Raw genomic sequence first — 23,910 nt, 5'->3', positions numbered from 1 at the left:
ACGCTACTTCCCGCCGAGGATGCTGCCGAGGATTCCGCCGAGCGGGTTGTCCCCTCCGCCCTTGTTCCCGCCGCCGAGCACACTGCCCAGGACGCTGCCGAGGTCGATCCCGCCGCCCTTGTTCCCTCCGCTGGCGTTGCCGCCGCCGAGGATGCCGCCGAGGACATCGCCGAGGCCGCCGCCGGAGGCTTTGCCGCCGCCCATCTTGCCGAGCACGTAGCTCAGGACGATCGGTGCGAGAAGCGGCAGGAGCTTCTTGACCAGCGACTGATCGACGCCCGCCACGGGAACGGCTCCGCTCACGGCCTGCGCGACGTCGCCGCCGTCGTTCCCGAACAGCGACTGCACGAGCTGCTCACCCTGCGCGACGTCGACGTCACCGGCGTTGATCGTGCCGTCCGCCAGCGTCGAGTCCTGAGCCGCGAGCGCGGTGTCGACGTCCTCGCCGCGGTCGCTCTTTGCGGCCACCCCGGCGACGAGAGTCGGCACCACCTGCTCCGCGGCGGCTCGGACATCGGCCGGGTCGGCGCCGAGCTGTGCAGCGAGGTCGTCGATCGGGAGGCGGCTGATGAGATCGTTCAAGTCGGACATGATCCTGCTTTCGTGCTGGCGGGCGGCCCGCTCGGCCACCCTACGAGTCGATGTTCGCACGGTGTTCCACCGTGCCGTCGTCGAACATGACGACCACGCGCCGCTCGTGATCCGCAAGTCGATACATCCATGCGGTGCCGGTGCGACCGTCGTCGTTGACGGATGTCGGTCCGAGAATCGCCCGGTAGGTTAGTCCGTTGGTCTCGCAGAATGCCATCGCAGCCTGTTCGTGCCGAGGAGCGGCTTCGAAACGCAGTCGGCGGCGTTCGTCATACGTCGGGGAGAGGCGGTCTCGGTGGTAGTCGACGTACTGTGCGATCTCCGCATCGTCGAGCACCACGAGGCCGGGATGGCTGAGCAGGGAGTCGGCGTTCGCCTGCTCGAGCTCTCCGTAGTACGAGAAGAACAACGTGTCGAGGGCGCGGAGTTGGTCGTCCGGGTGAGGGGCGGATTGGCCCGATGCGAAGTACGCGGTCATGCGGCTCGATCTGGTCCGGTGCAGTTCCATGAAGCGCTCCCATGTGTGAAGCGACTCGGGGTGACCGATCTTGGCCAGACCGGCGCCCACGCGCCCGAAGATCGCGAGGTCGACTTCGCCCGCATTGCCCTCGAACTGCGCGTGCCCTCCGTTGGCGACATTCGCGATGTAGAAGTCGACCGCGTTGTACTCCAGGGCTGCGGTGCTGATCTCGTTGTCCCGCACGAGGGCGGCCCGCAGGTGCTCGAGGTAGTCGATGAGCGAGCACATGATCGCCAACGGTTCGCCACTGTTGAATGCCTTCTCGGAGATGACAACAGCGTCGCCGATCCCTGGGAGCCCCGAGTCCATGTGCTGAACGATAGCTGAAAGTCGACTTATCTGCTTGTTCGGCCTGAACTATCTAGCTTGTTAGGTGTTCGCCCGAAGTTCTCGCTTCAGCAGTTTTCCGCTCTGATTGCGCGGAAGCTCGTCAACGAAGGCCACCGACTTCGGGACCTTGAAGGGCGCGATCCGCTCTTTCACGAATGCGATGAGGTCGGCGTCTGACACGGACTCACCGTCCTTGAGCACGACGACTGCGGTGACCGCTTCAATCCACTTCTCGTCGGGTGTGCCGATCACCGCCACTTCGGCGACCGCCGGATGCAGGTAAACGGCGTCCTCCACTTCGCGGGACGCCACGAGCACGCCGCCGGTGTTGATCACGTCCTTGATCCTGTCGACGACGGTGATGTAGCCCTGATCGTCGCTGGTCACGAGGTCGCCGGAGTGGAACCAGCCGTCGACGAACGCCTCCGCCGTAGCCTCGGGCTTGTTCCAGTAGCCGCTGCACAACTGCGGTGAGCGGTAGCAGATCTCGCCCGACTCGCCGATCGGAACGTCGTCGCCGTTGCCGTCGACGATGCGGGTCTCGACGAAGAACGCCGGGCGGCCGCACGACGCGGGCCGGTCCGCGTGCTCCTCCGGCCGCAGGATGGTGGCCAGCGGTCCGATCTCGGACTGTCCGAAGCAGTTGTAGAACCCGATGTCCGGGTACCGCTCGCGAAGTCGGTTCAAGACCGTGACGGGCATGATCGACGCGCCGTACTGCGCCTTCTTCAACGAGCTGAGGTCCCGCGTGTCGAGGTCGGGGTGATTCGCGAGCGGCACCCAGACCGTCGGTGCGAGAAACAGGGAGCCGATCCGCCGTTCCTCGATGAGCCGGAGGGCTTCGGCGACGTCGGGCTTCTCGATCAGGGAGACGGTCGCGCCGATCGACAGGTACGGGAGCATGAACACGTGCATGCCTGCCGAGTGGTACAACGGCATCGCGATGAGCGGGGCGTCGTCGGCGGTGAAGTCGAGGCCGATCACCGACGACACGTACTCGTGGACGAGTGCCTGATGAGTCATCATCGCGCCCTTGGGGGCCGACGTGGTGCCCGACGTGTAGAGGAGCTGCGCCAAATCCGTCGGTGCGACGGCCACGTCCAGGGTGGGGACCGCGCCGCTGGACGCCGAGGTGAGGAGGCTGTCGTCGGCGTCGCGCAGTGGAATCACCGGCACGTCGCCCACCACCTCGTCGAGGGTCGGGCGCAGTGCGGGGTCGACCAGCACCAGGGACGCGCCGGAGTCGTCGAGGAGGTATGTCAGTTCACCGGCTTTGAGTGCGAAGTTGATCGGCACGTGCACCAGGCCGGCGCGGACGGTGCCGAGGAAGCCGATCAAGTACGCGTCGGAGTTGACGCCGAACGCGGCAACGCGCGCCCCGGGTTCGAGGTCGAGGGCCGCCAGCCGGGCCGCGGTGCGCGTGACCGCGGCGTCGAGCTGCGCGTATGTCCAGTCGCGGTCGGCGAAGCGCACCGCAATGGTGTTCGGAGTGCGCGCGGCAGACCGGCGCAGAAGGGAATCAATCGTATTTACTCGGACGTCCACGTAATTCATGAAACCAGCGAACACCGGTGGGCGAGGCGTTTTGGCCCGATCTGCGTGCCCGCTGCATTTTGAGCGGGCACCCCACTGCTCCTTGATCGGGTAACCCACTGCTCCTTGAGCGAGCTTGCGAGTCGAAAGGCCTCGAGCGGTCAGGCGTCGGCGACGAAGGACGCGGCTGCGTGGACGGCCTGGCGGGACTCCGGGGTGAAATACGGGAACATCTGGAACACGTGGCCTTGACCGGGCCATTCCTGCAGGGTCGACGTCCCGCCGGCCTCGGTGATGACGCGGTGGATGGCACGGGCGTCGTCGGCCATCACTTCGCGGGCTCCGACTTGGATGAGGGTGCGCGGCAGGTCCATGTCGGGGGAGAGCTGCACACGCATGCGTGGGTCGTCGGGATCGGCGTCGCCGGTGTACATCCGCAGGAAGTGCTGTGCGGCGTGCGCATTGATGATGGGGTCTTTGACGCCGGAGTCCTCCAGCGCGCACGCCATCTGGAACGACGGATCGTAGAGCGGGGAGAACAGCACCATCGCCGACGGTTGGGGGAGGCCGTCGCGGTGGTTGGCTGAGAGGAGATCGAGGGCGAGGTGGCCGCCTGCCGAGTCGCCCGCGACGACGATCTGTGAGCCTTCGAACCCCTGGTCCAGCAGCCAGCGGTACCCGCGTATCGCGTCGTCGCCGCCGAGTGGCCACTGATGTTCGGGTCCGAGCCGATAGTCGACGGAGAAGGCGCCGACGCCTGCTCGGCGTCCGAGTCGTGCGACGAGGCCACGGTGCGTCCGAGAGGAGCAGATCACGTACCCGCTGCCGTGGAGGTAGTAGATCACCTTGCGGCCGGTCGAGGGGTCGGGGATCCGGCTGCCGAAGGCGGGATGCTCGTGGACCCATTCGCCGTACACACGCCCGGTGCCCGACCATTCGCGAACTGGGGTGATCCGTGTTCCACGTGGAACAGGGGACACCGCGGACAGCCCGCGGTTCACTCCGGGCCGCGCGGCGGTCAGCAGGGACGGTGCAGCAACAGCTCCGCGACCGAGGATGGCCATCATCGGCCGCGACGCCAGCGTGACGTAGTCGTTGAACGCGCGGGCGCGGAGCGAACCCCGCGCCGTCGGGGGATTCTCGAGCAGGCTCACAGATCGGACTGTAACCGGGTTTTGCGCTGTCCGACGCCGACGTGCAACAATTGGTCTACTTAACTTGCTCGAAACATGGCTGCGGCCTGTTCGGCAAGGGTCCAGCAACGACGCTGAATCCCCGTCAGACGTGCATATATCGCGTCGATCACCGGGTTTCTCACGAAGTACGAACCGTACGCAGCGTCGCGTGCAGGAATGGCAGTTCCCATGATGCACTTGCCGGGGCCCACTGGCCTCTACGACCCGATCAACGAACACGACGCCTGTGGTGTCGCGTTTGTCGTCGACATGCACGGCCGCCGCAGCCGCGACATTGTCGAGAAGGCCATCACCGCACTGGTGAACCTCGAACACCGCGGTGCCGCAGGCGCCGAGCCCAACACCGGTGACGGTGCGGGCATCATGATTCAGGTCCCGGACCGCTTCCTGCGCGAGGTCGCCGACTTCGAGCTTCCCGCTGAAGGTGCGTACGCCACCGGCATCGCTTTCCTTCCGCAGGCCGCGTCTGACGTGGCAGAGGCGGTTGCGGGTGTCGAAGCGATCGTCCGTGAAGAGGGCCTGAACCTCCTCGGATGGCGCGAGGTCCCCGTCGACGAGAGTTCGCTCGGCGCCCTCGCTCGCGACGCGATGCCGACGTTCCGTCAGATCTTCTTGAGCGGTGCCGAGGGGATGGAACTGGAGCGTCGTGCGTACGTCGTGCGCAAGCGTGTCCAGTACGAGCTCGGCGAGAAGGGCGCAGGTCAGGACGGCCCCGGCCGTGACACCGTCTACTTCCCGAGCCTGTCCGGTCAGACGTTCGTCTACAAGGGCATGCTGACCACCCCGCAGCTGCGCGACTTCTACCTCGATCTGCAGGACGACCGTGTCGAGAGCGCGTTGGGCATGGTCCACTCGCGCTTCTCCACGAACACGTTCCCGTCGTGGCCGCTTGCGCACCCGTTCCGTCGCGTCGCGCACAACGGTGAGATCAACACCGTCACCGGCAACGAGAACTGGATGCGGGCGCGCGAAGCGCTCATCAAGAGTGATGCCTTCGGTGAGGGTTCGCTGGAGAAGATCTTCCCGGTGTGCACGCCGGGTGCGTCGGACACCGCGCGCTTCGACGAGGTCCTCGAACTGCTGCACCTCGGCGGCCGGAGCCTGCCGCACTCGGTCCTGATGATGGTCCCCGAGGCGTGGGAGCGCAGCGAGACCATGAAGCCCGAGCACCGCGCGTTCTACGAGTACCACTCGGCTCTCACCGAGGCGTGGGACGGACCGGCGTCCGTGTGCTTCACCGACGGCACCGTGATCGGCGCCGTCCTCGACCGCAACGGCCTGCGTCCGTCGCGCATCTGGGTCACCAAGGACGGCCTGGTCGTTCTCGGCTCCGAGGTCGGCGTCCTCGACATCGATCCCGCCGACATCGTCACCCGCACGCGTCTGCGTCCGGGCAAGATGTTCCTGGTCGACACCGCGCAGGGCCGCATCGTCGCCGATGAGGAGGTCAAGGACTCTCTCGCCGCCGAGCACCCCTACCAGCAGTGGCTCGACGAGAACCAGGTCCGCCTCGAGGATCTGCCTGCACCGCCGCACAAGCACATGGCGCACGACCGCGTCGCGCTGCGGCAGCAGGTGTTCGGCTACTCGAACGAAGACCTGAATCTGCTCGTCGCGCCGATGGCGTCGACGGGTGCCGAGGGCATGGGGTCGATGGGAACCGACACCCCGATCGCCGTGCTGTCGGCGCGCCCGCGGATGCTGTTCGACTACTTCCAGCAGCTGTTCGCGCAGGTCACCAACCCGCCGCTGGACGCGATCCGCGAAGAGGTCGTCACCAGCATCGGTCACCGCATCGGCGGTGAGCGCGACCTGCTCAACCCGACTGCCGATTCCGCGAAGCAGATCGTGCTGAGTCAGCCGATCCTCGACAACGACGATCTCGCTCGCCTCGTCGACATCGACGGTGAGAGGACGGGATTCCCGTCGGTCCACATCCACGGCCTGTACCCGGTCGCGGAGGGCGGCGCCGGTCTGCGCCGGGCACTCGACGACGTCCGGAGCAAGGTGTCGGCTGCGATCGCCGACGGCGCGCGCGTCATCGTGCTGTCCGACCGGGAGAGCGATGAGACCCTCGCGCCGATCCCGTCGCTGCTGCTGACTTCCGCTGTGCACCACCACCTGGTGCGCGAGCGCACCCGTACGCGTGCCAGCCTCGTCATCGAGTCCGGCGACGCACGCGAGGTGCACCACATGGCGCTCCTCATCGGCTTCGGCGCCGCGGGCATCAACCCGTACATGGCGTTCGAATCGATCGAGGACATGCTGGAGTCGGGCGCACTCGTGCTGCCCGGCACCGAGGATCTCGATCACGCGGCTCGGTTCGCCAAAGCTCGTGCGAACTACATCAAGGCCGCGGGCAAGGGCGTCCTCAAGGTGATGAGCAAGATGGGCATCTCGACGGTCCCGTCGTACAACGGCGCCCAGCTGTTCCAGGTCATCGGCATCGCGCAGGACGTGGTCGACGAATTCTTCACCGGCCTGAACAGCCAGCTCGACGGCGTCGGCCTCGACGAGATCGCCGACGATGTCGCGCGTCGTCACGCCGTCGCGTTCACCGATCGTCCCACCGAGCGTGCGTACCGTGAGCTCGAAGTCGGCGGCGAATACCAGTGGCGCCGCGAAGGCGAGTACCACCTGTTCAACCCGGACACCGTGTTCAAGCTGCAGCACGCGACCCGCACCGGGCAGTACAGCGTGTTCAAGGAGTACACGAAGCTCGTCGACGATCAGGCGACCAAGCTCGGCACTCTCCGCGGCTTGTTCGACTTCAACTTCGGCGACCGGGACCCGATTCCGCTCGACAAGGTGGAGCCCGCCAGCGAGATCGTCAAGCGTTTCTCGACCGGTGCGATGAGCTACGGCTCCATCTCGGCGGAGGCGCATGAGACGCTCGCCATCGCGATGAACCGTCTCGGCGGTCGCTCCAACTCCGGTGAGGGCGGCGAGGATCCGCGTCGTTTCAGCCACGACGAGAACGGCGACTGGCGTCGCAGTGCGATCAAGCAGGTCGCCTCGGGACGCTTCGGTGTCACCAGCCACTACCTGAGCAACTGCACCGACATCCAGATCAAGATGGCGCAGGGCGCAAAGCCGGGCGAGGGCGGTCAGCTGCCTCCGCACAAGGTGTACCCGTGGGTCGCCGAGGTCCGCGGCTCCACGCCGGGCGTCGGTCTGATCTCGCCTCCGCCGCACCACGACATCTACTCGATCGAGGATCTCGCACAGCTGATCCACGACCTGAAGAACGCCAACCCGTCGGCCCGCATCCACGTCAAGCTCGTCTCCGAGCTCGGTGTGGGAACGGTCGCCGCCGGTGTGTCGAAGGCCCACGCCGACGTCGTCCTGATCTCCGGTCATGACGGCGGCACCGGCGCGAGCCCGCTGACCTCCCTCAAGCACGCCGGTGCGCCGTGGGAGATCGGTCTGGCCGAGACCCAGCAGACGCTGCTTCTCAACGGTCTGCGCGACCGCATCGTCGTGCAGGTGGACGGCCAGCTGAAGACGGGTCGCGACGTGATGATCGCCGCCCTGCTCGGTGGCGAGGAGTTCGGTTTCGCGACGGCGCCGCTGGTCGTGTCCGGTTGCGTGATGATGCGGGTCTGCCACCTGGACACGTGCCCGGTGGGTGTCGCGACGCAGAACCCGCTGCTCCGTGAGCGTTTCAACGGCAAGCCGGAGTTCGTCGAGAACTTCATGCTGTACATCGCCGAAGAGGTTCGGGAGCTGCTCGCGCGCCTCGGGTTCCGCACGCTGCAGGAGGCGATCGGCCGGTTCGAGGCGCTCGACACCCGCAAGGCGCTGGCGCGGTGGAACGGCGACAAGGCGGGCAAGCTCGACCTGACGCCGATCCTGACCATGCCGGAGTCTCCGTTCATGAACCAGGACCTGTACTGCACCGGCACGCAGGACCACGGTTTGGACAAGGCGCTGGACAACGAGCTGATCGAGTCGGCTCGCGCTGCGATCGACTCGGGCACCCGTGTGCACATCACCTCGCCCATCACCAACGTGAACCGCACGGTCGGCACCATGCTCGGCCACGAGGTGACCAAGGCGTACGGTGCGCAGGGACTGCCCGAGGGCACGGTGTCCATCGACCTGACCGGGTCGGCGGGCAACAGCTTCGGTGCATTCGTGCCGCGTGGCATCACGATGCGACTCGAAGGCGACGCGAACGACTTCGTCGGCAAGGGCCTGTCCGGCGGCAAGCTGGTGGTCCGGCCGCCGCGCAACGCGCCGTCCGAGTTCGTCGCGGAAGAGAACATCATCGCGGGCAACGTCATCGGCTTCGGTGGCACCGCGGGCAAGATCTTCCTCCGCGGTGTCGCCGGTGAACGCTTCTGTGTCCGCAACTCCGGTATCCAGGCTGTCGTCGAAGGTGTGGGCGACCACGGCTGCGAGTACATGACCGGCGGCACCGTTGTTGTGCTCGGTGAGACGGGCCGGAACTTCGCCGCAGGCATGTCGGGCGGCGTCGCGTACGTCTACAACCCGAACGGCACCTTCGAGGCGAACCTCAATGCCGAGCTCGTCGACCTCGAGTCGCTTGATGACGACGACCTCAAGGTGTTGAAGGACGCGTTGACCGAACACCGGGACGAGACGGGCTCGACGGTCGCGTCGAGGATCGTCGCCGACTGGTCGACTCAGCAGGGCCACTTCGTGAAGGTGATGCCCCGCGATTACAAGAGAGTGCTCATCGCCATCGATGTCGCTGAGCGCACCGGACGAGATGTGAACGACGCGATCATGGAGGCGGCTCGTGGCTGACACCCGAGGTTTTCTGAAGCACACCGAGCGCGAGACGCCGACCCGTCGGCCCGTCGACCTGCGCCTGATGGACTGGAAAGAGGTCTACAACGACTTCGACAAGTCCACCCTCAAGACGCAGGCCAGCCGCTGCATGGACTGCGGTGTCCCGTTCTGCCACAACGGCTGCCCGCTGGGCAACCTGATCCCCGAGTGGAACGACCTGGTCTACAAGGATCGGTGGGACGCGGGCATCGATCGTCTCCACGCCACGAACAACTTCCCGGAGTTCACCGGCCGACTGTGCCCGGCACCGTGCGAGGCGTCGTGTGTTCTCGGCATCAACCAGCCGGCGGTCACGATCAAGCAGGTCGAGGTCGAGCTGGTCGAGAAGGCGTTCGACGAGGGAACGGTCACGCCGATCCTGCCGTCGGAGAAGACCGGCAAGAAGGTGGCCGTCGTCGGTTCGGGGCCTGCGGGCCTCGCTGCAGCGCAGCAGCTGACTCGCGCAGGCCACGATGTCACGGTGTTCGAGCGGGCCGACCGCATCGGCGGTCTGATGCGGTACGGCATCCCCGAGTTCAAGATGGAGAAGCGCTTCATCGACCGTCGCCTCGAGCAGATGGAGGCGGAGGGCACCGTCTTCCGCGCCGGTGTGAACGTGGGCGTCGACGTGACCGTCGACGAGCTCCGCTCCGATTTCGACGCGGTGATCCTCGCGAACGGTTCGACGATCGGCCGTGACCTGCCGATTCCCGGCCGCGAGCTCGACGGCATCCATCAGGCGATGGAGTTCCTGCCGCAGGCCAACAAGATCCAGCACGGCGACACCCTCGACGATCAGATCACGGCCACCGGCAAGAACGTCGTTATCATCGGTGGCGGTGACACCGGAGCCGACTGCCTCGGCACGTCGCTCCGTCAGGGCGCCAAGCAGGTCCATCAGTTCGAGATCATGCCGAAGCCGCCCGTTGCGCGTGCGGAGTCGACCCCGTGGCCGACGTACCCGCTGATGTACCGCGTGTCGTCTGCCCACGAAGAGGGCGGCGAGCGCGTGTACAGCGTGAATACCGAGGAGTTCACCGGCGAGAACGGCAAGGTCACGAGCCTGAAGGCCCACGAGGTCACGATGGTGAACGGTCGTTTCCAGAAGGTGGAGGGTAGCGACTTCGAGCTCGAAGCGGACCTCGTCCTCCTGGCGATGGGCTTCGTCGGACCCGAGCGGAACGATCTGCTCGACAAGATGGGCGCAACGTACGACGCTCGCGGCAACGTCGCTCGCGGTGACGACTTCGGCGCCGTCGGCCTGCCCGGTGTGTTCGTCGCAGGCGACGCAGGTCGCGGACAGTCGCTGATCGTGTGGGCGATCGCGGAGGGCCGCTCGGCAGCCGCCGCCGCCGACCGCTACCTCACCGGTTCGACGCTCCTTCCCGCTCCGATCGTCCCGACCCTGGTGGCGCAGCGGTAGCTCGCTCCTCGAGCGCACGTCTTTCGCTCCTCGAGCGCAGTCGAGAGGTTCGCGTGTAGATCGTGACCCGTATGTGGTCACGATCTACACGCGAAACTCGTTTCTGGGTCAGCGAAGGAGTCGGACGACCTCGTCGAGGCGGGTCACTCCGTCGTCGGCGAGGAAGTGACCTGCGCCGGGAACGACGAGTGAGGTCGTCGCGAGGAGATCGGCGAACTCGTCTGATGCTGTCGCGTCGACCACGGGGTCGTCGTCTGATCGGAGAACGTGTCGGTCGATGATCTGGCGACCGACCGACGCGACGTCGATTCCCGAGAGGAAGGCGGGCAGGCCGGACTCGATGAAGGCGTCGAGGTCGGGCTCGCCCACCGGCTGCAGCGTGCGCGCGAACGGGGCCACCGCCACGAACCGTCCGAGTCGACCATCCGGGGACAGCGTCGCGCTCAGTGCGCGTATCGACGCGACGCAGCCGAGGCTGTGCGCGACGATCGTCGTGTTCTCGTCGACGTCTCCGAACGCGCTGACCAGGGTGGACGTCCATGGGTCTTCTCGGGGGTCTCGGGATTCGGGGAGTGCGATCCTCTCGGCGTCGACCGCATCGGCGAGCCAGGGGAACCAATGGTCGTCGACTCCCGCTCCGAAGCCGTGGACGATGATCACGCGGTTGATGGACATACCCTGACGGTAGAGATTGACGTCGGCGTGAAGGTCAAGCCGACAGCGGCGCGAGCACGGGGGAGTCGATGAGAATAGGTGAGTTCGCGGCGCATGCCGGAGTCACAGCGCGGGTGCTTCGGCACTACGAGGACGCGGGCCTGCTCGAACCGTCGCGGACGTCGAGCGGGTACCGGGACTACGGGCCCGAGGATCTGCGCACCGTGGCGCGCATCCGTCTGATGATCGAGGCCGGCCTCAACGCCGTGACGATCAGGCGATACCTCGACTGCGTCGAATCGGGGAGCGACGGGACGTCCGTCGAGATGTGCCCCGCTCTGCGTGGACGGCTGGACGCCGTGGCGGCGCGTCTCGACGACGACGCCGCGCGCATCGCCCGGACACGCGCAGGCATCGACCGCCTGACCGGTGCTGACAGCGACAGGGCGAGTTCTACCTCCCCAGCGCCTTCTTCCAGGAGACTCGGGAGCCGGTCATGAGAACGGAGCGGCGGTAGATCTGCCCGGAGATCCACACCGCGAACGCAGTGACCAGCGCCATCAGAAGGGCTGATCCGGCAACTTCGGTCCAGTCGCTGTAGCCGGTAGCCACGCGCATCGGGACGACCGTCGACGAGAACGGCGGAATCCAGGCGAGCACCCGCATCACCCCGGAGTCGGGTGCGCTGATGCCGAAGATTCCCGCATACATGGCGCCCATGGCGACGATCATCAGCGGCCATGCGGCGCTGTTGATCTCTTCCTGCCTCGACACCATCGCGCCGGTCGCGGCGTACAGGGCTGCGAAGAACAGGAAGCCGAGGAGCAGCCAGATGATCGACACGCCGACCATCGAATACGCGACGTCGGGGATCGTGAGGAGTCCGGTGGCCCGGGCGGTCACGAGTCCGACCGCCGCGAGGACCAGGGTCGACACGATCTGGACGATCCCGATTCCGAGGATCTTGCCCCACAGGAGTTGGGCGGGCTTCACCGTCGCGAGCAGGATCTCGACGATGCGTGACACCTTCTCCTCGACCACGCCGACGGCGACGGCCATGCCACCGCCGAAGATCACCAGGAACATCAGGAGCGTTCCGACGTACGAGAGGGCGACGCGTTCACCCTGAGCCGGCGGCACGTCCTTCGTCCGTTCCACCGACACGGTGGTCTGCTTCTGGACATCCGCGGGGTCGACTCCGGCTTTCGCCAGGGCCGATGCGACGGCCGACGACGAGACGCCGCTCTTGATCGCGGCTTCGACCGTCGTGTCGAGTGTGTCCTCGGAGAACACGCGCAGCGTGCCGTCGGGCTGGGCGACGATCGCTGCCGTCACGTCGCCGTCGGCCGCCTCGGTACGGGCATCGGCCGCGTCGACGGTCCGGATGGTGATGCCGAATTGCTCGCCCGTCGCGGTGATCGCGGCCTTCGCCTCACGGCTCACTCCCTGGGTGGCGACGGTCTCGACCTTTCCGTCGTCGTCGCCGACGAACTGCGATGCCACCAGACAGCCGACAACAGCCACCACCAGCATGATCACGTTGGTGATGAGGAACGAACGAGTCTTGACGCGCGTGGTGATCTCGCGTGCCGCGATCAGGCGGATCGTCGTCCAGGACGATGCGGGTTCTGGAGCGCTCATACTGCGGTGACCACCTCTCGGAACAGTTCGGTCAGGTCGGGTGTCTCGGAGACGAAGCCGTGGACGGGGCCGGTCGCCAATGCCGCGGACAGGATGGCCTGGTCGTCGTGGGCGCCGTCCACTCGGAGGACGGTGGTGTCTGCATAGTCGGCGCTGAGCACCCCGGCGATGCCGTCGGCCCAACCTGCGGGCGCACGCGGAGCGTCGATGCGGAGTCGCAGGCCGCCCGCCGAGCGCAGTTCGTCGACGGCGCCGAGCGCACGCATCCGGCCCTTGGCGATGATGCCGACACGGTCGCACAGCCGCTGGACCAGCTCGAGCTGGTGGCTGGAGAACAGGACGGGCACACCGTCGGCCGCCTTCTCGACGATCACCTCACTCATCACGTCGACGGCCACCGGGTCGAGACCGGAGAACGGTTCGTCGAGGACGAGGAGGTCGGGGTCGAAGACGAGGGCGGCGGCGAGCTGCACGCGTTGCTGGTTTCCCAGAGAGAGGGCGGCGACATCGTCGTCGACTCGGCTCGCGATGCCCAACCGGTCGGTCCAGTAGGCGGTCCGCTCGGCGGCTTCCGACCCCGACAGGCCGTGCAGGCGAGCGAGGTAGACGAGTTGGGGACCGACCTTCATCTTCGGGTAGAGCCCACGTTCCTCCGGCATGTACCCGATGCGGCGACGCGTGTCGGAGTTGATCAACGAGCCGCCGAAGCGCACTTCGCCGCGGTCGGCGGCGAGCACACCCAGGATGATCCGCATGGTGGTCGACTTGCCCGCGCCGTTCGAGCCGACGAAGCCGAACACTTCGCCGGGTGCGACGTCGAACGTCATGTCGGTGAGTGCGGCCAGGTCGCCGAACGTCTTGTCGAGGCCGGCCACCTCCAGGCCGGCAGAAGCAGTGGACGTCATGAGTTCCCTTCGTTGAGGTCGGGCACGTGAGTGTCGTCGAACAGAGCGTCGACGGAGTCTTCGAGATCGGGATCCTCTTGCCACCAGGCGTACAGGACCGACGGCGCCGCGCGAGCGACGCACAGCACCCACCAGACGAGGATGGCCGCCGAGTACACGATCTGGTACGGGACCAGGCCGTCCTGCGCGTTGATGACCGACCCGATGAGGATCCCGTAGGGGAGGACGAGCAGGGGGATGCTGACGGTGAGGCCGAGGGACCGGGCGGCATTGCGCCGGGCCAGCTGCCGTTCGTCGAGGACCAACTGCGGGCCGTCGGCGCCCCCGCCGGTCATGTAGCGCAGGCAGACCGTTCCGGCGATCGCCGCGAACACGAGAACGAGCCAGAGGACGAGGAAGCCGAACCACCACATGACGCCGATGGAGGCGGCCCCGGCGGCGACGATGAGCACCGTCACGACCGCTGCGACCAGACGACACCGGCGTCTGGTCCGCCAGTTGTCGAAGCGGTGGCCGTGCCGAGCGAGGTCGGCGGTGTAGTAATCCGCCCGCCACTGCTCCCAACGCCGCCAGAACGGCTCGCGAGTCACCCCCGGTACACCTGTGCCGACAGCGGAGCGAACTCTGTCCGGGAGAAGACCGCTTCGACGGGGAGGTCGAACACCTCGCAGATCCGCATGGCCAAGTCGAGGCTGGGGTAGTAGTCGCCGCGCTCGATGGAGCCGACCGATTGGACGTTCACGTCGATCCGCCGGGCGAGCTCGGCTCGCGACATTCTCCGCTCGGTGCGCAGGACGGCGATTCGGTTGTGAATCGCTCTGCGTTGGCGGGCTGACATGACCCGATCATTGTGAATTCACAACAGCATGTCAAGGATCGGACCGTGTCGCCACGGTCGTCGTCGGCGCGGGATCGGTGATGTTCCCACCTGCAACCATCGTCCTGACCTCTACTGTTTCGACAAGCGGACAATCGGTTCCGAAGGGTGGAATCCATGCGGAATGTCGGTTGCACGAAATACGAATGAATTGTTGGCGGTCCAGGTCTGTACGGAAGGTCGACTCGCTGTGAGCGGAAATCGTCCGCAAGCGCAAGAATGTGCCAGCAAAAACGATCTGGCCTGGCACTTCTTTGTCGTCGGGAGGGTGGGGCGTGACCCGCTGAGCCCGCCTCCGCGAGCGCCGAGAGGGCATTCTGCAAGCCATGGCCAGTCGTTTGTTCGGTGGATAGGCTCACGCCCTGGATCGGACGGATCCCCGCGACATTCGCATCACCGGTCGTGGAATCGCACACCAGGAAAGGCATTTCGTGAACGAGAAGCTCATCGCCGGCTACCGGCAATTCGCCTCCGCCGACGAGTTCGGCGCGGCCTCGGCCGCAACCCCGGCCATCACGCCGACCATCACCATCACCGTCTCCGTCGCGTCCGCAGTGTCGGGATGGCAGACCAACGAGCACGGGTGCTGATCATGAACGAGAAGCTCATCGCCGGCTACCAGACCTTCGTCTCGACAGACGAGTTCGCCGGTGCAGCCGCATCGGTCGACACTCCCGCCATCTCGCCGACCCCGGCGACCCCCATCTCGACGCTGTCGGTCGCATCCTTCACCAGCGGCGCCACCACCTACACGATCGGTTGCTGATCGTGAACGAGAAGCTCATCGCCGGTTATCAGACCTTCGTCTCGGCAGACGAGTTCGCGGGCGCGGCAGCAGCGGTGCCTGCCATCACCCCGACGATCACCGTCAGCCTGCTCTCGGTGGGTTCGGCATCGGCGGGAGTCTCCGTCGCGGCCACCATCGACCACGGTTGCTGACCTGATCGACACCTGATCGGAGTGTGCGGGGGCGGAGCCACGCCGCCCCCGCACACGACCGTGATCGTACTCAACCATCGAAAGGACGAGATCGACATGACGACAGAGACGGCCGTTCGGCCCGACGCAGTGAGCAAGCTGCTCGCGATGTCGGACATCATCACGCCCATCGCCATCCGGGCCGCGGCCACCCATCGTGTCGTCAGCGGTCTCGCCGCAGGCCAGACGGTCGCCGAGATCGCCGCCGACCGTGGACTCGACGTCGAGGTCCTCGACACCCTCGTCCGGTTCCTCGGGGAGATCGGCATCCTCGACGGCGACCCCACAACGCCCGCACCCACCGAGATCGGCACGATCCTCGCCACCGCGGAGGACGGACTGTCGCTGACCGGCATGCTCGGATTCGCCACCAAGTCTCTCGTCGCCCTCGACCACACACTCGAGACCGGGCGGGTGTCCGCCCTCGGCCTGTTCGGCGAGGACTTCTGGACCGCGCTCAGCCGGGACCGCGCGAATCTGCCGACAATCGAAGCGGAACTCGCCCGCGGCACCGCCGAGTACGACGAAGACGTCCTCATCAACGCCGTCGACTGGTCCGGCGCCGCAGTTGTCGTCGAGATCGGTGGCGGTGGAGGGCAACTGCTGAACCGGATTCTCGACGCGGTGCCCGAGGCCGTCGGTGTCCTCCTCGACCGGGGACTCGTCGCCGAGGCCAGCGCCCGGCTCAACGCGCGCGGACACAACGCCGACCGTGTCAGCGTCGTCGATCAGTCGTACTTCGACGAGATCGCCCCTCGAGGCGACGTGTTCGTCATGTCCGCGGTGCTCGCCGATTGGGCCGACGAGCAGGCGATTGCACTGCTGCGGCGCTGCCGGGAAGCGGCGCACCGCGACGGAGCTCGATTCATCCTCAGCGAGGTCACACTGCGTGCCGGGTCGGCCCGCGAAGAGCTGTACTACCGCGCGATGGTCACGGTGCCCGTTCGCGAGACGGCAGAGCTCCTCGAACTCGGCCGGCGAGCAGGATTCGTCGACGGCACCGTCCTCGCCGAGACTCCCGCCAGGTCGGTCATCGAGTTCGTCGCGCCGTGAGGCTGCTGCTGGTCGTGACCGGTTCGGCGACCGCCGCCCACGTGCCGTACTGGATCAACTGGATCGCGATGCACCGCCCCGATTGTCGGGTGAGAGTGCTGGTCACCGTGGGGGCACGGCGTTTTGTCACCCCGGCGAGTCTCACGTCGACAGTCGTCGACGAGGTGCTCGTCGACGCGTGGGACGCGGTCGACGACAGGCCGGTGCATGTGGAGTACGCCGGCTGGGCGGACGGTGTGATCGTGTACCCGGCGTCTCAGAACTACCTCGCCGACCTGGCGTCCGACCGTGCCGACCGACCGTCACTACTGACGATCGCTCTCACCACCGCGCCGGTCGTCGTCGCACCGGGCCTGCCGCCGGGCGGACTGACCTCGCCGAGCCTGGTCCGGTCATGGACGACGATCGAGCAGCGTGGCACCGCGACCGTCCTGTCGCCGGTGCCCGGCGTGAGCAAACACGATCCAGCACTCACCTCGTGGGCGCCGGGCGACTTCACCGCAGCCGTCGCGCTGGTCGAACCAGCCCCGGAGCGGGCAGGGCGGACCGTGCTGCAGACAGGCCTGTTGCGCACGGAGATCGAGGCCGCCGACATCGGCTGGACGTGGACGCGGACTCCCGGCGTCGCGGCGCCCGCGCCGTTCACCGCCCACTCGTCGCCGGAACTCGTGGCGGTGAGTCGGTTCGTGCTTGACGGTCTGCTCCTCGGGTCGCCCGTCGGGGACGGCCGCGTCTACGCGGCTCCCGCGCCCCGAAGCGTGGCGGGCGCGCTGACCGACGATGGTCCGAGCGCCGTCGACCCCACCGTCCTCGAAGCGGTCGGCGCCTCGCTGCGCGAGCTGCACGGCGTCTCGATCCCCGACAACATCACCCGCGGATTCACGAGAGGCATCGACCGCCTCGTCACCTGGCTCGACGGGCGGGAGCTCGCGCCGACCGCCAGGGTGGCGCGCGAACGACTGGACGTGCTGCCCGGCGAGGTTGCGGCGAGGCTGCGGACCGTCGTCGAGGCCCTGCTCGACGCCCCACCCGTGCTCTGCCACGGTGCTCCGACACTCGGCTCGGTTGTGCTCTCTGGCGAACGCCCGTTGCTGCTGACCGGCGAAGACGTCGCCGTGGCGCCGGCCGACACCGATCTGCTGTGGGTGATCGGGGAGCTCGTCGAGTACGGACTCACCTTCGACGGCGCCGACGCCGGATGGACCGCTCACGTCGATGCGTTCCTGGCCGGCTACGGCGGGTCCTCACGAACGTCGGTGGCTGAGCTCGCCGCAGTCCGCATCGCCCTGCACCTGCACGACTACATCGTGTACGTCGGCTGGTCGACGACGGAGTTCGACCGCTACCACCGGATGATCCGCTACCTACTGGAGAACGGAGACGCCCGATGAGGGACCTCGCCGCCGTCGACGAACGACTCTCCGCGCTGGGGCTCGGCGCCTTCGACGGCGCCGTCGAGACCAGCCTCGGCCGCAACAAGAACTTCCACGGGCTCGCCACCACCGGGCAGCGATTGTTCGTGAAGTGGTTCCAACGTGACCCCGGCGGTGAACGCTTCAACCGTAACCACGCGTTCGAGGCGACCGGGAGCACAGTGCCGAAGCGCCCTACCCTGATTCTCGACGACGCCGAACTAGGCATCGCGGTGTACGAGTACATCGAGGGCGTGGAGACGGCCACTCTGGCGGCGCGCGAGAATCGACTCACGCCTGGACACACGGCGACGATGGGTGCACTGGTGTCGCAACTGCACGCCGTCGAACCGGTCGGCATCGGCCGTCACCGTTGCGCGATGCCGCCGGACCTGCTCTTCGACGCGATGCCACTGGAGATGTTCCTCGGAGCGACCGGAGCCGAACTCGAGATGTGGCGGCTGATGCAAGGCGATCCGGAGATCGTCGAGGCGATCGCGACCCTGCGTCGCGTGGAGCACCGGGAGGACTACCGCACCGTCGTCGTGCACGGGGACCTGCGCCTCGATCAGTTCTTGATCAACGACGACGATGTGCTTCTCACCGACTTCGAGGACGTCCGCATCGGCGATCCTGCTCGCGACCTCGGTGCGGTCGTCGGTGAACTGCTGTACACGGCGGTGATCGGGATCCCCGGTCGTCTTGCGGAGCATCTGCCGTACGGCGCGGTGGTCGGACACGCAGACATCCTCGCCGAGGGGTCGGCGGCAGTGGAGGAACAGCGGCCGCTGATCGCCGGGTTCATGGCGGCGTACCGAGAGCACGGCGGCGAGGTGGATGTGCAGACCGGCGAACGGATCATGCGGTTCGCAGGCTGGCACATGCTCGACCGGATGCTGGTGATGTCCGAACGCGCCAATCTGATCGATGCGGTGACCCGCGGCGCCGCAGGCATCGGCCGCACGATCCTCGTCCAACCGTCGGAGTTCCTCGACCTGCTGTCGGAGTCGGCGCATGCACATTGATCCCGGATGCGAAGCAGTGCTCGACGCCGTGACCGTCGACTCGGACGGGTGTCGGGCCGACGTCGGCGGAACTGTGCTCGAAGCCGCAAGCGCACGCGAGTTGGAGGGCCGGATGGCAGGGGCTCTCTATGAGCGCTTCCACGCCCGGAAGATCACCGACGACGTGGACGACGACTTCTCCCATCTCCGAGACTTCGGCTTCGAGCGGCGTCTCGCGGAGCCGGCGGCCGACGTCACGACAAGCCATCGCGTCGACGTCGTCGAACGGACGGACACCGGGGGAGTCGCCCTCATCGCGGGCGTGCGGGTAGCGCTGAGCGTCGATCAACTGGCGTCGATCGTCACCGACCGCGGTGTCGAGACGTTGCGGACCTCCGCGTCTCGACCAGCGTTGTCCCCAGGGTTCTTCCTGGTCAGAGTGACGCCGGGTGCGCGGCCGCTGTCTGGTCCGTTGCTCCGGCTGTACATCGGGCTGGCCGATGAGGAGGCGGGAGTCCGCGCGTGGTCACTGCTGCTCGATCACCTCGGTCCGGCGTCGTGCGGTTGGCAGGCGAAGGTGCTGTCGAACCCGGCGCACTACCCGCGCACCGACGGACTCGTCGTGTACCTCGACTCCACCGGGTGGGGCGGCCTCCCCCGCCTGATCCGCGAGCTCGACGCATCGGGCGTGGCGTCCGGCGAGACGTCGTACTACGTGCATCGAGCGGCACCGGGGATCGGGGTGGCGTTCGAACCGCGCGACCCGAGGCCAGACCGCGCGGGACTCAGTTTCGGGCAGCACCGGAGCCGCGTGATCGGTCATGCGCTGGTGTCGGCGGCGCTCGCGGGCGATTCCCACGACGACCGCCGGGCGCGGGTTGTCGGAGAGCTGCTCGGCGCCGGCATCGACCCGTCGTCCCTGGCGCGGAATCTCGGTTCACCCGCGGTCGCGGGTGTCGGGATACCGGTGTGACACGCGATCGAGTGGTCCGATCCGGACACGGCGGGCTGCGCGTGGTCGCCGAATCGAGAGACGTCGGCTCCGTCGCGATCTCGGTGTGTGTCGGCGTCGGGTACCGATCCGACCCGGTCGGTGCGGACGGGCTCGCACATCTGACCGAGCACACGATGTATCACGGCGGACTGGGGAAAACGACGCACGCACGGGCCCTCGCTGCTGTCGGCGGGATGTACGGCGCCAACACGCTTCCCGACACCACCGAGTTCTTCTGCGCTGCACCCGCATCGTCGATCGACGACGTCCTGCGGTTGGAAGCCGAACGGGTGGCGCGTCCACGATTCGACGACGCGGACCTGGCCCGTGAAAGAGACGTCGTCCGCCATGAGATCGACACCGTCGCCGCTGGTCACAGCTCTCCCGACCCCGCGTGGACCGATCAACTCCAGGCCCACGGGCTCTCCCCGGAACTCACCCGCGACGGCTTCGGCAGCGGCGACGGGTTCGACTCCCTCGATGCGGCGTCCGTCGGGGCGTTCCATGCGCGGCACTACGGCGCGGGCGGGACCGTGATCGGGGTGGTGGGCCCGGGGCCCGCCGACATCCTCGCCGCCCGAGTGCTCACGGCATTCGCCGATCTCCCCGATGGTGGAGCGGATAGGCAGACGGTGGCCGAGGCGCCGCGACGAGCGGCGCTGACCTCACGCAGAATCACCGGTGGTGAGGTCGTGGCCGCATCCGTCCTGGCTCCGGAAGGCGTGACGGAGACCGCGGCGCACATGGTTCTCGGCCTCATGCTCGCCGAGCATCGGCTGGCGACCACGGTCGGCCGGCACGGTCCGTTCACCGCAGACGCACCCGACATCGTAGCCGTCCGTTCCGCCGCGGCCGACCGCGCCGGGGCTCGCGACGGGTTGGTCTCCGCGTTGACCGCCGTCGTGGACGGAGTCGGCGGGGCGTCGATGCTCGACCGTGCGCGTATGCGCGCCAGACTCCTGCACGGCGGAGCGCACCAGGTGCCTGTTGCTCGGGCCCGTTCGTCCGCCCGAGGTCTGCTTCTGGCAGGCAGCCCGGGTCGGGAAGACCATTTGGCGAGTGCGCTCGCCCGGGTGGACGAGAACGCCGTCGCCGCAGCCGCGAGTGACTTGCTCGGGGCGTTCCGATGACCCGACACGTCGACGTCGATCGACATGTCATCGCCGCGATCGGGCCGGGGGACGATCTCGGTGTGGTGCACATCGTGGTCCATCTGCCGGAGGGCGTGAACGTCGACGCCGCGCTGACCGCCGTCGCATCCGGTTCCCGCTTCACAGAGCTGTCGACGCGCGGGTTTCTGGTCGGTCTCGCTCGGCGCGACGGCTCGGTCATCGCGACCTGCACCGCGCCCGCCGCCGACATCGTCTGCGCGGCCGAACAACTCGACGCCGGCCTCGCAGACCTCGAAGCAGCCGATGCGCCGGACGGCGGAGAGCCGGTCTCAGCCTGCAGGTCCGTCGCGGATCTGGCCCACGGGCGACTCGTCTTCTCCTCGGCGCCGACGTGCGGCGATCGCCCCGCTCGGCGGGTCGTCGTGGAGTCGAGACGCGAGGTGATCGTGGTCGCGCCCCGACTCTCGGGTTCGGACAGGGCCCGGATCGCAGCTCTGGGGCGCGACGTCCCCGCCCCCGAGCGTCGATCTGTCGTCGGGCTGACGCCCACGCCGACACCGCTGACGTGCGCCGCCGAGAGCGCGCAGGCACTCACCGTCACGCACCTGCTGCCGCCTGCGCCGACCACGTCGATGACGAACTCGGTGCTGGTCGCGGCGGTCGCCGGATTCGCCGGTGCTGCACTCGCCGACCGACTCGGGCGGCAGCTCGGTGCCAGTTACAGCGTTGACGCCGCGCTGCGCTTCCACGGAGGACGCCAGCTCATTCAAGTCAGCGTCGGGATGCGCGAGGGCGGGGCTGAGCTGATCCTCGACGAGGTCGCGGCGTTCTTCGACGACGCACCTCGACGTCTCAGCGCTCCAGGTCTGATGGACGCCGCGCGAGGGCACGTCTCGGGGGCGTTCGCTGTCGCGGCGTCGACCACACCCGGCCTCGCGGACGCCCTGCTGTCGTTCGTGGTGAACGGGCTCCCCGCAGACCTGGCCGTCGGCGCACCGGCCGCGGCGTCCCGGGTGGACGCGGACGACGTCCGCCGACACGCACATTCACTCTCGTCACGCACCTGGGCAGCTGTGTTGTCCGGACGAGGCGTGGCGTCCCCTTCCACGTTCGACGATTCGAGGACTCGATGACCGCACACTCCGTGTTCCTTCCCCTCCAGCCCGCCGACACCGGGTCGGCGATCCTGTTCGCGCGGGTGGCGCGTGAGCATTCCGCGGCGCGTCTCTGGTGCGGCCAGTCCCTCGCGATCGAGACCCAGGACGTCTTCGCGTACCTGTCCGGACTCGGATACGGACTGCCGTTCGGGTCGGGCGTCGAGTTGATGCCACTCCGGCATCCCTACCTGGCGGCGGCCGCCGCTCGATCGACCGCGCTGGTCTCCGGACACGACTTCATTGCCGGGGTCGGACCTGCGGCGACGATGTTCCGCGACAGCATCGGAGTGGACTACCGGTCACCGTTGCAGGCCACCCGCGACTATCTCGCCGCGATGCGGGGACTGCTGGACGGCGGCGGCTACGACTTCGGCGGCCCCGGTGGACCGGCCGTGCTCGCACCCGTGGACGCACCCCCGGTGCGCATCGGGGTCGGGGTTCTGGGGAGTCGAATGGCGGCGGTCGCAGGGGAGTTCGCGGACGTCGCGGTCACGTGGCTCACGCCGCTGGACTATCTGAAGGACACGATCATGCCGATCATGGCGGACAACGCACCCGCCGAGCGCAGGCCGTCGGTCTCGGCGGTTGTGCACTGCGCGGTGGCACGGCCGGGTCGCGACCTGACGCAGACCGTGCAAGCCGTGGTCGGGGCGCATCTGTCACTTCCGCACTATGTGGGGATGCTCAACGCCGCGGGCGTTCCCGTCGACGCGAGTGACCCGGCGGCCGGCTCGCAGGCGCTGCTCGACCACAACGTCGTTCTCACGGGGACGGCGTCGGAGATCGCCGCGGGTCTGCGGGCCTACCGTGACGCCGGGATCGACGAGCTGGCGGTGAACGTCGGCGGGGTCTACCTCACCGAGGGGCCTGCCGCCGCCCTCACCGACCTCGAGGCGATCCTCGACGAGGGCTAGGTGTGATGTCCAGGCGGAGGCCCTACTTCTGCTCGGAGCGGGTGGCGACAGGGATCGTGCCGAGGGCGGCGAGCACCAGGACGCCGAACACCGCGGCGAGAGCGAGCTGCGACTGCACGGCCAGGATGATCGCGACGATCGCGAAGATTACGGCTGCGAGTAGTCCAGCGACGACGGGAACCTTCATGGGTGCCTCCAAGAGGAATCGATCGGTCATTACCTACTCAATTGTTGTGTTTTCCCAACATTGAGCGCAACCGCACATTCCGGTTCGGACGGTGAACATTCGGTGACGATCCGGGGACGACTACTCGCCGCGGCCGTCGCAAACTGTGAAATCGACCTCTTTCAGGGGCCGCTCGCTAACAGAAGTGCGGCCCCGCGACGATGATCGAGATGTAGGTAAGTTCCATGTCTCGGGGAGGAGACACCAATGCAGTCGAGCCGTCAGCGACGCCGCCCGTCCTTCATCGACTTCGTTCGCAACCTGTCCGGACGTCGCCGCAACGCCAGCGCACTCACCGAGGGCAGCGAACGTCTCGCTACCACGGCGGAGCTCATGGCGTTGCGAGTCGGACGCTGATCCCGCCGATCTCGACGACGTCGCCCGCCGTCAACTGACGGCCGCGGCGAGTCTCCACCTCGCCGTTCACCGACACGAGACCGTCGCCGATCACGATCTTCGCGTCCGCGCCCGTCTCGATGAGGCTGGCAAGTTTGAGGAACTGACCCAATCGGATCGAGTCGTCCCGGATCTCGATTTCATCCACGGGACCATTGTGCCCCGCGCCGTGAGCGGCGGCTCGTCGGCAGGACTAC

At 67.4% G+C, this 23,910-nt stretch carries 25 protein-coding genes; 14 read left to right on the top strand and 11 right to left on the bottom strand.

All coding sequences use genetic code 11. The features are described 5' to 3' along the window. Positions 1-3 precede the first annotated feature (3 nt). From GM1_RS15800 to GM1_RS15785, 4 genes are all read right to left on the bottom strand, one after another. Entirely contained in the window at positions 4-591 is a 588-nt protein-coding gene (locus GM1_RS15800) for a DUF937 domain-containing protein (protein ID WP_008380442.1), read from the bottom strand. Between the two features lie 40 nt (positions 592-631). After that, the gene (locus GM1_RS15795) at positions 632-1,420 is read right to left on the bottom strand and encodes a DMP19 family protein (RefSeq protein ID WP_008380440.1); all 789 of its coding nucleotides are present in this window, start codon (positions 1,418-1,420) and stop codon (positions 632-634) included. Between the two features lie 60 nt (positions 1,421-1,480). After that, a complete protein-coding gene (locus GM1_RS15790; RefSeq protein ID WP_040520382.1) occupies positions 1,481-2,995 on the bottom strand; it encodes an acyl-CoA synthetase in 1,515 nt (504 codons plus the stop codon). A gap of 140 nt (positions 2,996-3,135) precedes the next feature. Next, positions 3,136-4,128, bottom strand: a complete 993-nt coding sequence (locus GM1_RS15785; protein WP_008380436.1) for an alpha/beta hydrolase — start codon at positions 4,126-4,128, stop codon at positions 3,136-3,138. Positions 4,129-4,338: 210 nt separating this feature from the next. Between GM1_RS15785 and gltB the strand changes: the two genes are divergently transcribed. Then, on the top strand, positions 4,339-8,943 hold the full coding sequence (gene gltB / locus GM1_RS15780) for a glutamate synthase large subunit (protein WP_008380434.1): 4,605 nt from the start codon (positions 4,339-4,341) through the stop codon (positions 8,941-8,943). Next, entirely contained in the window at positions 8,936-10,390 is a 1,455-nt protein-coding gene (locus GM1_RS15775; protein WP_008380432.1) for a glutamate synthase subunit beta, read from the top strand. The genes gltB and GM1_RS15775 overlap by 8 nt, the downstream gene beginning before the upstream one ends. A gap of 108 nt (positions 10,391-10,498) precedes the next feature. On the opposite strand, the gene GM1_RS15770 is transcribed toward GM1_RS15775, so the two are convergent. Next, the gene (locus GM1_RS15770) at positions 10,499-11,065 is read right to left on the bottom strand and encodes an RBBP9/YdeN family alpha/beta hydrolase (RefSeq protein WP_008380430.1); all 567 of its coding nucleotides are present in this window, start codon (positions 11,063-11,065) and stop codon (positions 10,499-10,501) included. Positions 11,066-11,133: 68 nt separating this feature from the next. Here GM1_RS15770 and GM1_RS15765 point away from each other — a divergent pair, with 68 nt between their 5' ends. Continuing rightward, entirely contained in the window at positions 11,134-11,544 is a 411-nt protein-coding gene (locus GM1_RS15765; RefSeq protein ID WP_008380428.1) for a MerR family transcriptional regulator, read from the top strand. Here GM1_RS15765 and GM1_RS15760 read toward each other — a convergent pair. From GM1_RS15760 to GM1_RS15745, 4 genes are read right to left on the bottom strand one after another with little or no spacing between them, the layout of a single operon-like run. Next, positions 11,498-12,685, bottom strand: coding sequence for an ABC transporter permease (locus GM1_RS15760; RefSeq protein ID WP_008380426.1), 1,188 nt, complete (start codon positions 12,683-12,685; stop codon positions 11,498-11,500). The two genes, GM1_RS15765 and GM1_RS15760, sit on opposite strands and share 47 nt — an antisense overlap. After that, positions 12,682-13,590, bottom strand: a complete 909-nt coding sequence (locus tag GM1_RS15755; protein WP_008380424.1) for an ABC transporter ATP-binding protein — start codon at positions 13,588-13,590, stop codon at positions 12,682-12,684. Before GM1_RS15755 ends, GM1_RS15760 begins: the two co-directional genes overlap by 4 nt. Then, positions 13,587-14,180, bottom strand: coding sequence for a hypothetical protein (locus GM1_RS15750; protein WP_008380422.1), 594 nt, complete (start codon positions 14,178-14,180; stop codon positions 13,587-13,589). Before GM1_RS15750 ends, GM1_RS15755 begins: the two co-directional genes overlap by 4 nt. Beyond that, positions 14,177-14,428 (bottom strand): helix-turn-helix transcriptional regulator, encoded by a 252-nt coding sequence (locus GM1_RS15745; RefSeq protein ID WP_008380420.1) that lies wholly within the window; start codon positions 14,426-14,428, stop codon positions 14,177-14,179. Before GM1_RS15745 ends, GM1_RS15750 begins: the two co-directional genes overlap by 4 nt. A 470-nt stretch (positions 14,429-14,898) precedes the next feature. Between GM1_RS15745 and GM1_RS22635 the strand changes: the two genes are divergently transcribed. The 10 genes from GM1_RS22635 to GM1_RS15705 all read left to right on the top strand — a co-directional run bounded on the left by GM1_RS22635 (position 14,899) and on the right by GM1_RS15705 (position 23,091). After that, positions 14,899-15,057 carry an LxmA leader domain family RiPP gene (locus GM1_RS22635; protein ID WP_008380418.1) on the top strand — a complete coding sequence of 53 codons (159 nt, stop codon included), beginning with the start codon at positions 14,899-14,901 and terminating at the stop codon, positions 15,055-15,057. Then, positions 15,030-15,233 carry an LxmA leader domain family RiPP gene (locus tag GM1_RS15740; protein ID WP_169332792.1) on the top strand — a complete coding sequence of 68 codons (204 nt, stop codon included), beginning with the start codon at positions 15,030-15,032 and terminating at the stop codon, positions 15,231-15,233. The genes GM1_RS22635 and GM1_RS15740 overlap by 28 nt, the downstream gene beginning before the upstream one ends. A gap of 2 nt (positions 15,234-15,235) precedes the next feature. Beyond that, a complete protein-coding gene (locus GM1_RS21990) occupies positions 15,236-15,406 on the top strand; it encodes an LxmA leader domain family RiPP (protein ID WP_223291420.1) in 171 nt (56 codons plus the stop codon). A gap of 96 nt (positions 15,407-15,502) precedes the next feature. Then, positions 15,503-16,498 (top strand): methyltransferase, encoded by a 996-nt coding sequence (locus tag GM1_RS15735; RefSeq protein WP_008380412.1) that lies wholly within the window; start codon positions 15,503-15,505, stop codon positions 16,496-16,498. Next, positions 16,495-17,889: a flavoprotein gene (locus GM1_RS21670; protein WP_008380410.1), complete on the top strand. Its 1,395-nt coding sequence runs from the start codon at positions 16,495-16,497 to the stop codon at positions 17,887-17,889. Before GM1_RS15735 ends, GM1_RS21670 begins: the two co-directional genes overlap by 4 nt. Further along, positions 17,886-18,935 (top strand): class V lanthionine synthetase subunit LxmK, encoded by a 1,050-nt coding sequence (gene lxmK / locus GM1_RS15725; RefSeq protein ID WP_008380408.1) that lies wholly within the window; start codon positions 17,886-17,888, stop codon positions 18,933-18,935. Before GM1_RS21670 ends, lxmK begins: the two co-directional genes overlap by 4 nt. Continuing rightward, positions 18,925-19,887, top strand: a complete 963-nt coding sequence (locus GM1_RS22630; protein WP_008380405.1) for a T3SS effector HopA1 family protein — start codon at positions 18,925-18,927, stop codon at positions 19,885-19,887. The genes lxmK and GM1_RS22630 overlap by 11 nt, the downstream gene beginning before the upstream one ends. Further along, complete coding sequence (locus tag GM1_RS15715; RefSeq protein ID WP_169332794.1) at positions 19,884-21,038, top strand: M16 family metallopeptidase; 1,155 nt, start codon at positions 19,884-19,886, stop codon at positions 21,036-21,038. The genes GM1_RS22630 and GM1_RS15715 overlap by 4 nt, the downstream gene beginning before the upstream one ends. After that, a complete protein-coding gene (locus tag GM1_RS15710; RefSeq protein ID WP_008380401.1) occupies positions 21,035-22,153 on the top strand; it encodes a peptidase M16 family protein in 1,119 nt (372 codons plus the stop codon). The genes GM1_RS15715 and GM1_RS15710 overlap by 4 nt, the downstream gene beginning before the upstream one ends. Beyond that, positions 22,150-23,091 (top strand): LLM class flavin-dependent oxidoreductase, encoded by a 942-nt coding sequence (locus tag GM1_RS15705; protein WP_008380399.1) that lies wholly within the window; start codon positions 22,150-22,152, stop codon positions 23,089-23,091. Before GM1_RS15710 ends, GM1_RS15705 begins: the two co-directional genes overlap by 4 nt. A gap of 22 nt (positions 23,092-23,113) precedes the next feature. Here the strand turns inward: GM1_RS15705 and GM1_RS15700 are convergent, their stop codons facing one another. Beyond that, positions 23,114-23,278 (bottom strand): hypothetical protein, encoded by a 165-nt coding sequence (locus tag GM1_RS15700; RefSeq protein WP_157436089.1) that lies wholly within the window; start codon positions 23,276-23,278, stop codon positions 23,114-23,116. A 246-nt stretch (positions 23,279-23,524) separates the two neighbouring features. Between GM1_RS15700 and GM1_RS22390 the strand changes: the two genes are divergently transcribed. After that, a complete protein-coding gene (locus tag GM1_RS22390) occupies positions 23,525-23,674 on the top strand; it encodes a hypothetical protein (protein WP_157436087.1) in 150 nt (49 codons plus the stop codon). On the opposite strand, the gene GM1_RS15695 is transcribed toward GM1_RS22390, so the two are convergent. Next, entirely contained in the window at positions 23,649-23,861 is a 213-nt protein-coding gene (locus tag GM1_RS15695) for an RNA-binding S4 domain-containing protein (RefSeq protein WP_008380395.1), read from the bottom strand. The two genes, GM1_RS22390 and GM1_RS15695, sit on opposite strands and share 26 nt — an antisense overlap. Between the last annotated feature and the right edge of the window lie 49 nt (positions 23,862-23,910).

Origin of the sequence: Gordonia malaquae NBRC 108250 (assembly GCF_000344135.1) — a bacterium.
GTDB lineage: Bacteria > Actinomycetota > Actinomycetes > Mycobacteriales > Mycobacteriaceae > Gordonia > Gordonia malaquae.
The sequence above is the reverse complement of the archived record's forward strand: the minus strand, read 5'-3'. Positions and strand labels throughout refer to the sequence as shown.

Excerpts from the sequence above, each read along its gene's own strand:
- GM1_RS15800 (WP_008380442.1), bottom strand. The coding sequence starts at position 591 with ATGTCCGACTTGAACGATCTCATCAGCCGCCTCCCGATCGACGACCTC.
- GM1_RS15795 (WP_008380440.1), bottom strand. The coding sequence starts at position 1,420 with ATGGACTCGGGGCTCCCAGGGATCGGCGACGCTGTTGTCATCTCCGAG.
- GM1_RS15790 (WP_040520382.1), bottom strand. The coding sequence starts at position 2,995 with ATGAATTACGTGGACGTCCGAGTAAATACGATTGATTCCCTTCTGCGC.
- gltB (WP_008380434.1), top strand. The coding sequence starts at position 4,339 with ATGATGCACTTGCCGGGGCCCACTGGCCTCTACGACCCGATCAACGAA.
- GM1_RS15770 (WP_008380430.1), bottom strand. The coding sequence starts at position 11,065 with ATGTCCATCAACCGCGTGATCATCGTCCACGGCTTCGGAGCGGGAGTC.
- GM1_RS15765 (WP_008380428.1), top strand. The coding sequence starts at position 11,134 with ATGAGAATAGGTGAGTTCGCGGCGCATGCCGGAGTCACAGCGCGGGTG.
- GM1_RS15760 (WP_008380426.1), bottom strand. The coding sequence starts at position 12,685 with ATGAGCGCTCCAGAACCCGCATCGTCCTGGACGACGATCCGCCTGATC.
- GM1_RS15755 (WP_008380424.1), bottom strand. The coding sequence starts at position 13,590 with ATGACGTCCACTGCTTCTGCCGGCCTGGAGGTGGCCGGCCTCGACAAG.
- GM1_RS15745 (WP_008380420.1), bottom strand. The coding sequence starts at position 14,428 with ATGTCAGCCCGCCAACGCAGAGCGATTCACAACCGAATCGCCGTCCTG.
- GM1_RS15740 (WP_169332792.1), top strand. The coding sequence starts at position 15,030 with ATGGCAGACCAACGAGCACGGGTGCTGATCATGAACGAGAAGCTCATC.
- GM1_RS15735 (WP_008380412.1), top strand. The coding sequence starts at position 15,503 with ATGACGACAGAGACGGCCGTTCGGCCCGACGCAGTGAGCAAGCTGCTC.
- lxmK (WP_008380408.1), top strand. The coding sequence starts at position 17,886 with ATGAGGGACCTCGCCGCCGTCGACGAACGACTCTCCGCGCTGGGGCTC.
- GM1_RS22630 (WP_008380405.1), top strand. The coding sequence starts at position 18,925 with ATGCACATTGATCCCGGATGCGAAGCAGTGCTCGACGCCGTGACCGTC.
- GM1_RS15710 (WP_008380401.1), top strand. The coding sequence starts at position 21,035 with ATGACCCGACACGTCGACGTCGATCGACATGTCATCGCCGCGATCGGG.
- GM1_RS15705 (WP_008380399.1), top strand. The coding sequence starts at position 22,150 with ATGACCGCACACTCCGTGTTCCTTCCCCTCCAGCCCGCCGACACCGGG.
- GM1_RS15700 (WP_157436089.1), bottom strand. The coding sequence starts at position 23,278 with ATGAAGGTTCCCGTCGTCGCTGGACTACTCGCAGCCGTAATCTTCGCG.
- GM1_RS22390 (WP_157436087.1), top strand. The coding sequence starts at position 23,525 with ATGCAGTCGAGCCGTCAGCGACGCCGCCCGTCCTTCATCGACTTCGTT.